The 13,841-nt window shown below is 70.3% G+C and carries 13 protein-coding genes; 6 read left to right on the top strand and 7 right to left on the bottom strand.

All coding sequences use genetic code 11. The features are described 5' to 3' along the window. Nucleotides 1-87: 87 nt before the first annotated feature. Nucleotides 88-1,041, bottom strand: coding sequence for a heme o synthase (locus IEY73_RS00795; protein ID WP_373292717.1), 954 nt, complete (start codon nucleotides 1,039-1,041; stop codon nucleotides 88-90). 264 nt (nucleotides 1,042-1,305) lie between these two features. Between IEY73_RS00795 and tkt the strand changes: the two genes are divergently transcribed. The 6 genes from tkt to IEY73_RS00765 all read left to right on the top strand — a co-directional run bounded on the left by tkt (nucleotide 1,306) and on the right by IEY73_RS00765 (nucleotide 8,761). Next, nucleotides 1,306-3,456 carry a transketolase gene (tkt, locus tag IEY73_RS00790; protein WP_189077060.1) on the top strand — a complete coding sequence of 717 codons (2,151 nt, stop codon included), beginning with the start codon at nucleotides 1,306-1,308 and terminating at the stop codon, nucleotides 3,454-3,456. Nucleotides 3,457-3,491: 35 nt separating this feature from the next. Continuing rightward, a complete protein-coding gene (gene tal / locus IEY73_RS00785; protein WP_189077059.1) occupies nucleotides 3,492-4,634 on the top strand; it encodes a transaldolase in 1,143 nt (380 codons plus the stop codon). A gap of 152 nt (nucleotides 4,635-4,786) precedes the next feature. Next, nucleotides 4,787-6,304 (top strand): glucose-6-phosphate dehydrogenase, encoded by a 1,518-nt coding sequence (zwf, locus tag IEY73_RS00780; RefSeq protein ID WP_189077759.1) that lies wholly within the window; start codon nucleotides 4,787-4,789, stop codon nucleotides 6,302-6,304. A gap of 16 nt (nucleotides 6,305-6,320) precedes the next feature. Continuing rightward, a complete protein-coding gene (locus IEY73_RS00775; protein WP_189077058.1) occupies nucleotides 6,321-7,337 on the top strand; it encodes a glucose-6-phosphate dehydrogenase assembly protein OpcA in 1,017 nt (338 codons plus the stop codon). A 35-nt stretch (nucleotides 7,338-7,372) separates the two neighbouring features. Beyond that, nucleotides 7,373-8,098, top strand: coding sequence for a 6-phosphogluconolactonase (gene pgl, locus IEY73_RS00770; RefSeq protein ID WP_189077057.1), 726 nt, complete (start codon nucleotides 7,373-7,375; stop codon nucleotides 8,096-8,098). Between the two features lie 63 nt (nucleotides 8,099-8,161). Further along, nucleotides 8,162-8,761, top strand: coding sequence for a GNAT family N-acetyltransferase (locus IEY73_RS00765; protein WP_189077758.1), 600 nt, complete (start codon nucleotides 8,162-8,164; stop codon nucleotides 8,759-8,761). A gap of 36 nt (nucleotides 8,762-8,797) precedes the next feature. Here the strand turns inward: IEY73_RS00765 and IEY73_RS00760 are convergent, their stop codons facing one another. The 6 genes from IEY73_RS00760 to whiA form a co-directional block, all read right to left on the bottom strand. After that, on the bottom strand, nucleotides 8,798-9,139 hold the full coding sequence (locus IEY73_RS00760) for an RNA polymerase-binding protein RbpA (protein WP_189077056.1): 342 nt from the start codon (nucleotides 9,137-9,139) through the stop codon (nucleotides 8,798-8,800). Nucleotides 9,140-9,243: 104 nt separating this feature from the next. Next, on the bottom strand, nucleotides 9,244-9,498 hold the full coding sequence (secG, locus tag IEY73_RS00755) for a preprotein translocase subunit SecG (RefSeq protein WP_189077055.1): 255 nt from the start codon (nucleotides 9,496-9,498) through the stop codon (nucleotides 9,244-9,246). Between the two features lie 93 nt (nucleotides 9,499-9,591). Beyond that, nucleotides 9,592-10,383: a triose-phosphate isomerase gene (tpiA, locus tag IEY73_RS00750; protein WP_189077054.1), complete on the bottom strand. Its 792-nt coding sequence runs from the start codon at nucleotides 10,381-10,383 to the stop codon at nucleotides 9,592-9,594. Between the two features lie 3 nt (nucleotides 10,384-10,386). Further along, entirely contained in the window at nucleotides 10,387-11,583 is a 1,197-nt protein-coding gene (locus IEY73_RS00745) for a phosphoglycerate kinase (protein ID WP_189077053.1), read from the bottom strand. A 7-nt stretch (nucleotides 11,584-11,590) separates the two neighbouring features. Further along, on the bottom strand, nucleotides 11,591-12,589 hold the full coding sequence (gap, locus tag IEY73_RS00740) for a type I glyceraldehyde-3-phosphate dehydrogenase (protein WP_189077052.1): 999 nt from the start codon (nucleotides 12,587-12,589) through the stop codon (nucleotides 11,591-11,593). Nucleotides 12,590-12,855: 266 nt separating this feature from the next. Then, nucleotides 12,856-13,836, bottom strand: coding sequence for a DNA-binding protein WhiA (gene whiA, locus IEY73_RS00735; RefSeq protein WP_189077051.1), 981 nt, complete (start codon nucleotides 13,834-13,836; stop codon nucleotides 12,856-12,858). Nucleotides 13,837-13,841: the final 5 nt, after the last annotated feature.

Here is a 13,841-nt window from a genome sequence, read left to right as displayed (position 1 = left end):
TGCGCCTGAATTGCGGGGTGACCGCAATCCGCCGAATGAGCTACGCCCGGTTCATCGACAAATGGGGCAAAACGGCGGGCGGTTCACTCAGAGGAGAGCGTCGCACGCCACCGCGATGAACAGCAGCGTCAAGTATGTCGTGGACAGGTGGAAGAGCCGCATCGCGTGCAGCGGCTCACCGCGTCGCGACCGCGACACCAGACGCACCGCCTCGGCGAGGAACAGACCGCCGGTGAGCACCGCCGCCACGCCGTAGACCGGGCCCATGCCCAGCGGCCACGCGGCCAGCGACGCGACCACCGTGAGCACGGTGAACACCAGGATCTCCCGGTTCACCCGGGCGGCGGACCGCACCACCGGGAGCATCGGGATGCCCGCGCGGGCATAGTCGGCCTTGTACTTGATGGCGAGCGCATAGAAATGCGGCATCTGCCAAAAGAAGACAACAGCAAAAAGCGCCCAGCCCAGCGGGGCCACCGAGCCGGTCACCGCGGCCCATCCGATGATCACCGGGGCGGCGCCGCAAATCCCGCCCCAGAACGTGTTCTGCGGCGTGCGGCGCTTCAGCCACATCGTATAGACCACGTCGTAGTACACGATCGCGGCGGCGGTCAGGACGGTGGCCAGCACGTTGGTGAAGACGCCCATGAGCACCAGCGAAACGGCCGCCAGCGCCAAGCCGAAGATCAGCACCGCCCGCGGAGTCACGCTGTGCGCGGGAAGCGGGCGCCGCTTGGTGCGCCGCATCAACTGGTCGATGTCACGGTCGATGTAGCAGTTCAGCGCGCTCGCGGCACCCGCGGCCAGCGACCCACCGATCAGCACGACCACCGCCGTGACCAGGTCGGGAAGCCCGCCCGCGGCGAGCATCATGGCGGGCACCGTGGTGACCAGCAGCAGCTCGACGATGCGCGGTTTGGTCAGCGCCACGTACGCCTTGATCACGCCGGCCAGGTCACGCCGCACCGGGGCCGCCTCTTGCCGAGGGCGGTCCGGAAGGCCGGGCTTCCCGTAGACGGGACGCTCGGTGATCATGCTCACGGACAGCCACCTTCCGGCTTCGGCACGGCCTGACACACGGGCCCTTGCCGGCCAGGGCCGGCGGCACGCTCGGACAGACTACGCGCAGCGCGGCACGCAGCCGGGGCGACCCGTCGCGGGTGCACGGCGTCACATCGGTGATCCCCGGCAGCGGACCGTCCGTGAACCATCGTGTCCGCTCTCAGCGTATGGGCCTCCCCCGTTCCCCGGGCGGGGGTTTAGCCCATGTAGATAGGGTCAAGTGCAAAAGGATTCGAACATTCCATGCCCGAGGAGCTCACCGACGTGGCTGCCAAACATCCTGCTCTCAACTGGTCCGACCTCGACCGCAAGGCGGTAGACACCGTCCGGGTGCTGGCCATGGACGCCGTGGAGAAGGCCGGCAACGGCCACCCCGGCACGGCGATGAGCCTGGCTCCCGCCGCATATCTGCTGTTCAACAAGGTGATGCGGCACGACCCGACCGACCCGAACTGGGTCGGCCGGGACCGCTTCGTACTCTCCTGTGGGCACTCCAGCCTCACCCTGTACATCCAGCTCTACCTGGCCGGCTACGGCCTGAGCCTGGATGACCTGGCCGCGCTGCGCCAGTGGGACTCGCTGACGCCCGGCCACCCCGAGTACGGCCACACGCCCGGCGTCGAGGTCACCACCGGCCCGCTCGGTCAGGGCATCGGCAACGCCGTCGGCATGGCCATGGCCGCTCGCCGCGAACGCGGCCTGTTCGACCCGGCCGCCGAGCCCGGCGCCTCGCCGTTCGACCACCACGTCTACGCGTTCTGCTCGGACGGTGACATCGAGGAGGGCGTCAGCCACGAGGCCAGCGCGCTGGCCTCGGTGCAGAAGCTGGGCAACCTCACGCTGATCTACGACGACAACGAGATCTCCATCGAGGACGACACCCGGATCGCCAAGAACGAGGACGCCGGGGCCCGCTATGCCGCGTACGGCTGGCACGTGCAGACCGTCGACTGGCGCACCGGCGACCCGGCCAAGGGCGACTACCACGAGGACGTCGAGGCGCTGCACCAGGCGATCATGGAGGCCCAGTCGGTCACCGACCGCCCCTCCTTCATCGTGCTGCGCACCATCATCGGCTGGCCCGCGCCGAACAAGCAGAACACCGGCAAGGCGCACGGCTCGGCGCTGGGCGCCGACGAGGTGGCGGCCACCAAGACCATCCTCGGCTTCGACCCGAACGAGACCTTCGCCGTCGACGCGGAGGTGATCGAGCACGCCCGCCAGGTGTCCGCCCGCGGCGCGCAGGCGCACGCGGAGTGGCAGAAGTCCTACGACGCCTGGGCCGGGGCAAACCCGGACGCCAAGAAGCTGCACGACCGGATGGCCACCCGCACGCTGCCCGACGGCTGGGCCGCCGCGCTGCCGGAGTTCCCCGCCGATGCCAAGGGCATCGCGTCACGCGCCGCCTCGGCCAAGGTACTGGAGGCCCTCGCCCCGGTCCTGCCGGAGCTGTGGGGCGGCTCGGCCGACCTGGCGGAGAGCAACAACACCACCATGAAGGGCGAGCCGTCGTTCATCCCGTCGGAGTACGCGACCAAGTCGTTCCCGGGTAACGAATACGGCCGCACGCTGCACTTCGGCATCCGCGAGCACGGCATGGGCGCGATCCTCAACGGCATCGCGCTGCACGGCGGCACCCGCCCGTACGGCGGCACGTTCCTGGTGTTCAGCGACTACATGCGTCCCGCGGTGCGGCTGGCCGCCCTGATGAAGCTGCCGGTCACCTACGTCTGGACGCACGACTCCATCGGCCTGGGCGAGGACGGCCCGACGCACCAGCCCATCGAGACGCTGTCCGCGCTGCGGGCCATCGTCGGCCTGGACGTGGTGCGCCCGGCGGACGCCAACGAGACCGCCTGGGCCTGGCGCGGCGCGCTGGAGCACACCGACCGCCCGACCGCACTGGCGCTCAGCCGCCAGGGCCTGCCGACCATCGACCGGAGCACGTACGCCTCGGCCGAGGGCGTGCTCCGTGGCGGCTACATCCTGTCCGAGGCGTCCAGCGGCACGCCCGAGGTCATCCTCATCGGCACCGGCTCCGAGGTGCAGCACTGCCTCACCGCCCAGGAACGCCTGGAGGCGCAGGGCACGCCCACCCGCGTGGTCTCCATGCCCTGCCAGGAGTGGTTCTTCGAGCAGGACACCGCGTACCAGCAGCGGGTACTGCCGCGGGGCGTCAAGGCCCGGGTGAGCGTCGAGGCGGGCATCCGGATGAGCTGGGACCGGCTGCTCGGCGAGGCCGGCGAGGCGGTCAGCATCGAGCACTACGGTGCCAGCGCCCCGGCCAAGACCCTGTTCGAGCAGTTCGGGTTCACCGCGGACAACGTGGTGGCCAAGGCCAACGCCGCGCTCGCCAAGGTCGGCGAGATCACCGGCGGAACCACCGGCAACTGAGCCACACTGCACAAGACGACTGAGGAGCGATCGCGATGACCGATAGGCTGGCCGAGCTCTCCGCCGCAGGGGTGGCGGTGTGGCTCGATGACCTCTCCCGTGTGCGCCTGTCCAGCGGCGGGCTGGACCAGATGCGCCGTGAGCAGCATCTGGTGGGCGTCACCACCAACCCGACCATCTTCGCCAAGGCGCTGGCCGACGCCGACGCCTACGACGCGCAGGTGCGCGAGCTGGCCGCGCAGGGCGTCACGGTCGAGGAGGCCGTGCGGCTGATGACCGGCTACGACGTACGCTGGGCGTGCGACGTGATGCGTCCGGCGTACGATGCGTCCGGCGGCGTGGACGGGAGGATCTCCATCGAGGTGGACCCGCGCAAGGCCCACCAGACCGAGAAGACCATCGCCGAGGCCAAGACTCTGTGGTGGCTGGTCGACCGGCCGAACCTGTTCATCAAGATCCCGGCCACCAAGGCCGGGCTGCCCGCGATCACCGCCACCCTGGCGGCCGGAATCAGCGTGAACGTGACGCTGATCTTCTCGCTGGAGCGCTACCGCGCGGTGATGGACGCGTTCATGTCCGGTCTGGAGCAGGCCAAGGAGAACGGACACGACCTGACCAAGATCGGCTCGGTGGCGTCCTTCTTCGTCTCCCGTGTCGACACCGAGGTCGACAAGCGCCTCGACAAGATCGGCAGCGACGAGGCCAAGGCGCTCAAGGGCAAGGCGGCGATCGCCAACGCCCAGCTCGCGTACGAGGCGTACACCGAGGCGTTCGCCACCGACCGCTGGCAGGCGCTGGCCGACGCGGGTGCGCACCCGCAGCGTCCGCTGTGGGCGTCCACGTCCACCAAGAACCCCGACTTCCCGGACACCATCTACGTGGAGCAGCTCATCGCCCCCGGCACGGTGAACACCATGCCGGAGTCGGTGATCACCGCGTACGCCGACCACGGCGAGACCAAGGGCGACACCGTCACCACCGCGTACGACGCGGCCCGCCAGGCCATGTCCGATCTGGCCGCCGTCGGCGTCGACATGGCCGACGTGGTGCAGGTCCTGGAGGACGAGGGCGTGGAGAAGTTCGAGAGTAGCTGGGTGGAGCTGCTCGAGGACGTCGACAAGTCGTTGAAGGCCGCCGCCCAGGGTGCGGGCAACCCGAGCGACGCCGCCGCGAAGTAACCCGCGCCACCGGCGCACTGACTGCCGGGCCCGTCGTCACACGGCGGGCCCGGCGGTGCGTCCACGCCCCAGCAATCGAGTCGACGCGGGCAATCGCGGCGACTCTTCGACGTAACCCTGCATGACCGCAGGAAACTGGCAGGATGGCAGACGTGGGTAATCCGCTGCGCAGCGCACAGGACCGTCGGCTACCCCGGATCCCCGAGCCGTGTGCTCTGGTGATCTTCGGAGTCACGGGCGACCTGTCCCGAAAGAAACTCATCCCGGCCGTCTACGATCTGGCCAACCGCGGCCTGTTACCCCCCGGTTTCGTGGTGCTCGGCTTCGCCCGGCGCGACTGGGGCGACGGCGACTTCGAGTCGCTGGCCTACGAGGCCGCCAAGAAGGGCGCCCGCACGCCCTGGCGTGAGGACGTCTGGCAGCGGCTGGCCAGCCAGTTCCAGTTCGTGCCCGGCTCCTTCGACGACGACGCGGCCTTCGACCACTTGGCCGCCACGCTGGACGATCTGCGCGAACGCAACGGCATCGCGGGCAACGCCGCATTCTATTTCTCCATCCCGCCCGCCGCGTTCCCGCTGGTGCTCAACCAGCTCAACCGCACCGGGATGGCGGACAACGCCAAGTCCGGCGGCTGGCGCCGGGTGGTGGTGGAGAAGCCGTTCGGCAACGACCTGAAGACCGCCAAGGCGCTGAACCAGCTCGTCGACGAGGTGTTCACCCCGGAGGACGTCTTCCGCATCGACCACTATCTGGGCAAGGAGACGGTCCAGAACATCCTCGCGCTGCGCTTCGCGAACAGCCTGTTCGAGCCGGTGTGGAACTCCAAGTACGTCGACTCGGTGCAGATCACCATGGCGGAGGACGTCGGCATCGGCACCCGGGCCGCGTTCTACGACGCGGCGGGCGCCGCCCGTGACGTGTTGCAGAACCACCTGCTGCAGTTGCTGGCCCTGGTGGGCATGGAAGAGCCGACGAGCTTCGACCCCAACGAGATCCGGGCCGAGAAGCTGAAGGTGCTCAAGGCGATCAGCATCCCCGACGACATCGCCACGGGCACCGTACGCGGCCAGTACCTGCAAGGCTGGGTGGCCGGCGAGCGTGCGGTGGGCTACCTGGAGGAGAAGGGCGTGCCGGACGACTCCACCACGGAGACGTACGTGGCGGTGCGCCTCGGCATTCAGAACCGCCGCTGGGCCGGCGTGCCGTTCTTCGTGCGGGTCGGCAAGCGCATGCCGCGCCGGGTGACCGAGATCGCGATCATGTTCAAGCGGGCGCCGCACCTGCCCTTCGACCCGGCCGACGTGGAGATGCTGGGCAACAACCAGCTCGTCATCCGGGTCCAGCCGGACGAGGGCGTGGTGCTCAAGTTCGGCTCCAAGGTGCCCGGCACCACGATGGAGGTCCGCGACATCGCGATGGACTTCCAGTACGGCGAGGCGTTCACCGAGTCCAGCCCGGAGGCGTACGAACGTCTCGTGCTGGACGTGCTGGTCGGCGACCGGACGTTGTTCCCGGACGCGGCCGAAGTGGAGCAGAGCTGGCGCGTCATCGACCCGTTGGAGACGGGGTGGGCGGGCACCAAGCCGGAACGCTACCGCGCGGGCGAATGGGGACCGCGCGCATCCGACGAAATGCTGGCCCGCGAGGGCCGCGCGTGGCGGCGAGCCTGATGGCAGGGGGAACGAAGTGATCGGCTTGTGGGACACCACCGGCAACGAGGTCGTCAAGGCCCTGGCGGCCGAGCGGCGCAGCGCGGGCGGTGTGGCCTCCGGCCTCGCGCTGACGCTTGTCGCAGTGGTCGAGGAGAAGAAGGTCCGGGAGGCGGAGGCAGCCGCCACCATCGCCGCGGCCGCACACCCGTGCCGCCTGCTCATCGTGGTCCGCTCCGATCTGGAGGGGCGCAGCAGGCTGGACGCGGAGATCGTGGTCGGCGGGCGCCTGGGACCGGCCGAGGCGGTGGTGATGCGGATGTACGGGCGTCTGGCGCTGCACGCCGAGTCCGTGGTGATGCCGCTGCTGGCGCCGGACGTGCCGGTGGTGACCTGGTGGCACGACACGCCCCCGGACGTGATCGCCAACGACTTCCTGGGCGTGGTGGCGGACCGCCGGATCACCGACAGCAAGCTGGCCGACGACCCGGTCGCCGCGCTGCGTCGGCGGGCGGACGACTACGCGCCCGGCGACACGGACCTCACGTGGACCCGGATCACCCTGTGGCGCACGCTCGTCGCGGGCGCATTCGACACCACCGAGGAGCGGGTCACCGGGGCGACGATCGTGGCGCCGCCGAACGACCCCACCGCCGCCCTGATGAAGGGCTGGCTGCAGTCCCGGCTGGGCGTCGAGCCGGTGTGGGAGCCGACCGACCGCGCCCCGCGCATGCATTCGGTGCAGTTGCAGTGCGCCAACGGTGACTGCGTCACGGTCACCCGGGATGAGGGCACGGCGCTGTTCAGCCGCAGCGGTCAGGAGGACCGGTACATGCCGCTGCCGAAGCGGCCGGTCGGCGACGAGCTGGCGGAGGAACTGCGCCGGCTGGACCCCGACCAGATCTACGGCGACGCGCTGGGCGCGATGGCCGGCGTGCCCGGCTTGAATGCCCGCTCCCCGATGCGGGTACACGTCTGGAAGGACCCGGCGCTGGCGGCCCGGTCAGGAGACGCGACCGGTGCCTTCGCCGGACCGGGCGGCAGCGCGGCCTGAGACCGCCACCCCTTTTGCGTACGGATGAGGAGATCATGAGCGAGACCACCGTAGTTGTCGTGCCGGACGCCGACGTGTTGGCGTCCTCGGTCGCGGCCCGGTTGGTGACCAGAATCGTCGACGCGCAGGCCGAGCGGGGCACCGCCGCCGTGGTGCTGACCGGCGGACAGATCGCGGCCAAGGTGCTGGCCGCGGTGGCCGAGACGCCGGCCGCCCGCGCCGTGGACTGGTCCCGCGTCGACCTCTATTGGGGCGACGAGCGGTTCCTGCCGGCCGGCGACCCGGAACGCAACGAAACCCAGGCGCGCGCCGCGCTGCTGGACCAGTTGCCGCTGGATCCCCGGCGGGTGCATGCCATGCCGGCGTCGGACGGTCCGGACGGCGACGACGCGGAGGCTGCGGCTCGCCGGTACGCGGCGGAGCTCACCAGTGGCGGCTCGGCCGTGCCGCGGCTGGACGTGTTGATGCTCGGCGTGGGCGAGGACGGCCACGTGGCGTCGATCTTCCCGGGCCACCCGGTGCGGGACGCCACCGGAATCACCGCGGCGGTGCACGACAGCCCGAAACCACCGCCGGTGCGAGTGACCCTGACCATGCCGGTGATCCGCGGTGCCGACGAGGTGTGGCTGATCGCCGCCGGCGACGGCAAGGCGGACGTGGTCGGCGCGGCCCTGTCCGGCGCCGACCTGCCGGCCGCGCACGCCACCGGCGGCCGACGGACGCTCTGGATGCTGGACGAGGCGGCCGCGGCCAAGCGCTGAGCCGCCCGGCTCCGGTCCGCGGCCGGATCATCGCGGGCTCCTAGACTGCGACGCGTGCAACCGATGATCCGGACCTACCGCCCCGCCGACCTCGACACCGTCTACGACATCTGCGTGCGCACCGCCGACAGCGGCGGTGACGCCCGTGGGATGTACTCCGACGACAGGTTGATGGGTGACCTGTTCGCCGCGCCGTACGTGACGCTCGAACCGGAACGCGCCCGGATCCTCGACGACGGGGACGGCACCCCCGTCGGTTATGTCGTCGGCACGGCCGACAGCGCCGGATTCGCCCGTCGTTACCGCGACGAGTGGATTCCGGCGCTGCGTCGGCCGCTGCCGCCCGACCCGCCCGTCACCCGGGAGCACCGCATGCTCTGGATGCACCACCACCCGGAACGGATGGCGGTTCCGGAGCTCGCCGATTATCCGGCGCACCTGCACATCGATCTGCTGCCGCCGTGGCAGGGACGGGGGCTCGGGCGCAAGCTGATGGCGTCGTTCCTGGCCGGCCTGCACGACGCCGGCGTCGCGCGGGTTCACCTGGGCATGGCCCCGGACAACACCGGCGCCCGCACGTTCTATCACCGGCTCGGATTCACCGAGTTGCCGGTCGGCGATTCCGGCGTGATCTATCTCGGCCGGGACACGCGCCCGCTCTGAGCCGCCGCCGTCACTCGCCCCGGCGCTGGCGGCACCCTACTCGCCTCGGCGCTGGCGCACCTTGGCCAGCGCCTCGGCCAGGATGGCCTCGGCATCGGCGTCGGAGCGGCGCTCCTTCACATAGGCCAGATGCGACTTGTACGGCTCGGCCCGCAACCGGCCGGGCGGGTTCTGCTGGTCGAGGCCGGCGGGCTGGCCGCAGCGCGGGCAGTCCCAGGTCTCCGGCGCGGCCACGTCGGCGGCAAACCGCACCTCCGCCTGGTGACCGGCGGAGCAGAAATAGGTGACTTCTCGCCGCGGGGCGGGCTCGCTGCGCTCGTCGGGGCGCATGGGGCTGGAGCCGATGCGGCTGCCACGAATCGCGCTGCCACTGGACACCGTTGTCACTCCTTGAAGGAGGCGGGCACGAAGGGGTGAAACCTGTGCAAGAAAAGCGCCGCGCGACCCGGGGTGGCCGGACCGCGCGGCAGAGTATAGGGGCTTCAGGATGTCTGGGCCAGCTTCAACCACAGTCCGAGGCCGACGATGCAGGCGAACCACACGACACCCACCAGGACCGTGTAGCGATCGAGGTTCTTCTCCGCCACCGACGAACCGGCCAGGCTGGACGACACGCCACCGCCGAACATGCTCGACATGCCGCCGCCCTTGCCACGGTGCAGCAGGATCAGCAGGGTCAGCAGAACGCTGGTGATGATCAGCAACACGATCAACGTGTATGCGAACGCGATCGGCATGGTCGGGTTCGTTCCTCTCGAAGGGGCAGATCCGCGGACCCACAATAGCCGTACCCGGCCGCCGTCGGACGGCCGGGTACGTCAAACACACCCTTAGCGCGCCACGTGCTCCCGGAAACGCGCGATCGACGCGAACTGTTCGGCGTCCAGGCTGGCGCCGCCGACCAGAGCACCGTCGACGTCCGGCTGAGCCATGATCGACGCGATGTTCGCCGCCTTCACCGAACCGCCGTACTGGATGCGTACCGCGTCGGCGACCTCCTTGCCGTGCCGCTCGGCGATGCGAGCCCGCAGCGCGCCGCAGACCTCCTGCGCATCCTCCGGGGTGGCGGTCTTGCCGGTGCCGATCGCCCAGACCGGCTCGTACGCGACCACGATCTGCTTGATCTGCTCCGGCTTGAGGCCGTCCAGCCCGGCGTCGAGCTGAGCGGTGCAGTGTGCCACCTGCCCGCTCTCCTCCCGGACCGGCAGTCCCTCGCCGACGCAGAAGATCGGCGTCAGCCCGGCCGCGAACGCCGCCTTGATCTTGGCGTTCACCAGCGCGTCGTCCTCGTGGTGGTACTCGCGACGCTCGGAGTGGCCGACCACCACGTACGTGCAGCCCAGCTTGGCGAGCATGGCGCCGGAGATGTCCCCGGTGTACGCCCCGCCCGCATGCGGAGACAGGTCCTGCGCGCCGTACACGAGGTGCAGCTTGTCCCCGTCCACCGCGGTCTGCACACTGCGCAGGTCGGTGAACGGCGGCAGCACCGCCACCTCGACGTCGGCGAGCTGCTGCTCGGTGAGACCGGCAGCGAGTTTCTGCACCAGGAGGATGGCCTCGAAGTGGTTGAGGTTCATCTTCCAGTTGCCGGCCATGATCGGCCGGCGGGTCTGGTCGCTCATGCCTCAGCTCTCCAACGCCGCGACGCCGGGCAGCGTCTTGCCCTCAAGGTATTCCAGGGACGCGCCGCCACCGGTTGAGATGTGCCCGAAGGCGGACTCGTCCAGGCCGAGGACGCGCACGGCGGCGGCCGAGTCGCCCCCGCCGACCACCGAGAACCCGTCGATCTTGGTGATCGCCTCGGCGACGCCCCGGGTGCCGGCCGCGAACGGGGCAAGCTCGAACACGCCCATCGGGCCGTTCCAGAACACCGTCCGGGCCGAGCCGACGGCGTCCGCGAACAGCGCCACCGACTCCGGACCGATGTCCAGACCCAGCCGGTCGGCGGGGATCTGGTCGGCGGGCACGGTCACCGCGTCCGCCTCGGCGGAGAACTCGGTGGCCGCCACCACGTCCACCGGCAGCACGATCCGGCCCTGCGCCTGCGCGAGCAGGTCGCGGCAGGTGGCCACCATCTCCTCTTCGAGCAGCGACTTGCCCACCTCGTGTCCGCGGGCCTTGAGGAAGGTGAAGCACATCCCGCCGCCCACGAGCAGCTTGTCGACCTTCGGCAGCAGCGCCTGGATGACGGCGAGCTTGTCCGAGACCTTGGAGCCGCCGAGCACCACCACGTAGGGCTGATCCGGGGCCTGCGACACGCGCCGGAGCACCTCGACCTCGGTGAGGACGAGACCGCCGGCGTAGTGCGGCAGGCGAGCAGGCACGTCGTACACCGATGCGTGTTTGCGGTGCACCGCGCCGAACGCGTCGTCGACGTAGACGTCGGCGAACGCGGCGAGCTGGTCCGCAAAGGCGCCGCGGGTGGCGTCGTCCTTGCTTGTCTCACCCTCGTTGAAGCGGAGGTTCTCCAGCAGCAGCACCTGGCCGCCGTCCAGCGCGCCGGCCTTGGCCTGCGCATCCGGGCCGACGGTGTCCGCGGCAAACGCGACCGGCGAGCCGAGCAGCTCACCGAGCCGGGTCGCCACCGGGGCGAGGGTGTATCGCGGGTCCGGCGCACCCTTGGGACGGCCCAGGTGCGAGCACACGATCACCTTCGCGCCCGCGTCGCGCAGCGCCACCAGGGTGGGCAGCACCGCACGGGCACGGCCGTCGTCGCTGATGGTGCCGGGATTCGTCTTGTCGAACGGGACGTTCAGGTCGGCGCGCACGAGCACGCGCCGACCCGAGACCCCCTCGCCGAGCAGGTCGTCGAGAGTCTTCACGGCAGGATCAGGCCCCGACCAGCTTGACCAGGTCGACGAGGCGGTTGGAGTAGCCCCACTCGTTGTCGTACCAGCCGACCACCTTCACCTGGTTGCCGATGACCTTGGTCAGGCCGGCGTCGAAGATGCAGGAGGCCGGGTCGGTGACGATGTCGGCCGACACGATCGGCTCGTCGGTGTAGGTCAGGATGCCCTTGAGAGCACCCTCGGACGCGGCCTTGATGGCGGCGTTGACCTCGTCCACCGAGGTCTCCTTCTTGGCGGTGAAGGTCAGGTCGGTCGCCGAGCCGGTGGGGATCGGCACCCGCATCGCGAAACCGTCCAGCTTGCCCTTCAGCTCCGGCAGCACCAGGCTGACGGCCTTGGCCGCGCCGGTCGAGGTCGGCACGACGTTGAGCGCGGCGGCGCGGGCACGGCGCAGGTCCTTGTGCGGGCCGTCCTGCAGGTTCTGGTCCTGCGTGTACGCGTGGATGGTGGTCATCAGACCCTTGTCGATCCCGATCGCGTCGTTCAGGACCTTCGCCATCGGCGCCAGGCAGTTGGTGGTGCAGGAGGCGTTCGAGATGACCGTGTGCTGGGCGGCGTCGTAGAGGTTGTCGTTGACGCCCATCACGACGGTGATGTCCTCGTTCTTGGCGGGCGCCGAAATGATGACCTTCTTCGCGCCGTTGTCGGCGTGCACCTTCGCCTTGGTCGCGTCGGTGAAGAAGCCGGTCGACTCGATGACGACGTCGGCGCCCAGGTCGCCCCACTTCAGGTTGCCCGGGTCGCGGTCGGCGAAGGCCTTGAAGGTGCTGCCGCCCACGGTGATCTCGTCGGCGGTGGCCTTCACCTCAAGCGGCAGACGGCCCAGGATCGAGTCGTACTTGAGCAGGTGCGCCAGCGTGGCGTTGTCGGTGAGGTCGTTCACACCGACGATCTGGATGTCCGCGCCGGAGGCGAGCACCGCGCGGAAGAAGTTACGGCCGATACGGCCGAAGCCGTTGATGCCAACCCGGATGGTCACAGGTGGGTCTCCTCGTTTCGGTCCGCCGGAATCGGGACCGGCGGAGGTCTGTGTGCCGACCTGTATGCGAGGGCCGGCGTCATGATCGGGCCGCCGCGCCCGGACGGACCGCCGCGGCCAGTCGGCGGGTCACGGCGCGGGCGGCCATGCTCCGGCAACGTCGCCGTCACAGCGACCCTATCCGAGTGACCTTCCCGGCATGCCATCGGGGCCGCAACCTGACCGTTACCTCAGGCGCGGCCCTCCGGAAACCCTCGGGAGCCTGGTCAGCAGGCCATCATCTCCGGGGTGACGGCCGCTTCGGTGTCCGGGATGCCCAGGTCCCGGGCGCGCTTGTCGGCCAGTGCGAGCAGCCGCCGGATGCGCCCGGCGATCGCGTCCTTGGTCAACGGCGGATCGGCCAGGGCGCCCAGTTCCTCCAGCGAGGCCTGCCGGTGCTCCAGGCGCAGCCGCCCGGCCGAGGTCAGATGGTTCGGCGCCTCGTCGGCGAGGATCTCCAGCGCGCGGGTGACCCGGGCCGCGGCCGCGACCGCCGCACGCGCCGAACGGCGCAGGTTCGCGTCGTCGAAGTTGGCCAGCCGGTTCGCGGTCGCCCGCACCTCACGGCGTACCCGCCGCTCCTCCCAGGCCAGCACGCTGGAGTGCGCGCCGATGCGGGTGAGCAACGCCGCGATCGCGTCGCCGTCCTTGATCACCACCCGGTCGACGCCGCGCACCTCGCGGTCCTTGGCGGTGATGCCGATGCGGCGCGCCGAGCCGCGCAGCGCCAGCGCCGCCTCCGGGCCGGGGCAGGTGATCTCCAAGGCGCTGGAGCGGCCCGGCTCGGTCAGCGAACCGTGCGCCATGAACGCCCCTCGCCATGCGGCGACGGCGCAGCACACGTTGGCCGAGACCACGTGCGGCGGCAGGCCGCGGACCGGGCGGCCACGCACGTCCAGCAGGCCGGTCTGGCGCGCCAGCGCCTCGCCGTCCTTGACGATCCGGACGATGTAGTGGCTGCCCTTGCGCAGGCCGCCGGAGGCCAGCACGTGGATCTCGCTGGGGTAGCCGTAGACATCGGCGATCTCGCGGCGCAGCCGGCGGGCCACTGAACCGGTGTCCAGTTCCGCCTCGACCACGACGCGGCCGGACACGATGTGCAAGCCGCCCGCGAAGCGTAGAAGGGCAGCCATCTCGGCCCGGCGACAGCAGGGCTTGGGAACGTCCACGCGGCTCAGCTCGTCCTTGACCGCTGCCGTCATCGCCATTGTGT

Source organism: Mangrovihabitans endophyticus, from assembly GCF_014646155.1.
Classification (GTDB): Bacteria; Actinomycetota; Actinomycetes; order Mycobacteriales; family Micromonosporaceae; genus Actinoplanes; species Actinoplanes endophyticus.
This window is presented reverse-complemented; position numbering and strand designations above follow the sequence as displayed.

What these genes read in the sequence shown, in the direction of transcription:
- pgl (WP_189077057.1), top strand. Translation starts at nt 7,373, where the DNA reads ATGAGCGAGACCACCGTAGTTGTCGTGCCGGACGCCGACGTGTTGGCG.
- secG (WP_189077055.1), bottom strand. Translation starts at nt 9,498, where the DNA reads ATGCCGATCGCGTTCGCATACACGTTGATCGTGTTGCTGATCATCACC.
- tal (WP_189077059.1), top strand. Translation starts at nt 3,492, where the DNA reads ATGACCGATAGGCTGGCCGAGCTCTCCGCCGCAGGGGTGGCGGTGTGG.
- tpiA (WP_189077054.1), bottom strand. Translation starts at nt 10,383, where the DNA reads ATGAGCGACCAGACCCGCCGGCCGATCATGGCCGGCAACTGGAAGATG.
- whiA (WP_189077051.1), bottom strand. Translation starts at nt 13,836, where the DNA reads ATGGCGATGACGGCAGCGGTCAAGGACGAGCTGAGCCGCGTGGACGTT.
- tkt (WP_189077060.1), top strand. Translation starts at nt 1,306, where the DNA reads ATGCCCGAGGAGCTCACCGACGTGGCTGCCAAACATCCTGCTCTCAAC.
- IEY73_RS00765 (WP_189077758.1), top strand. Translation starts at nt 8,162, where the DNA reads ATGATCCGGACCTACCGCCCCGCCGACCTCGACACCGTCTACGACATC.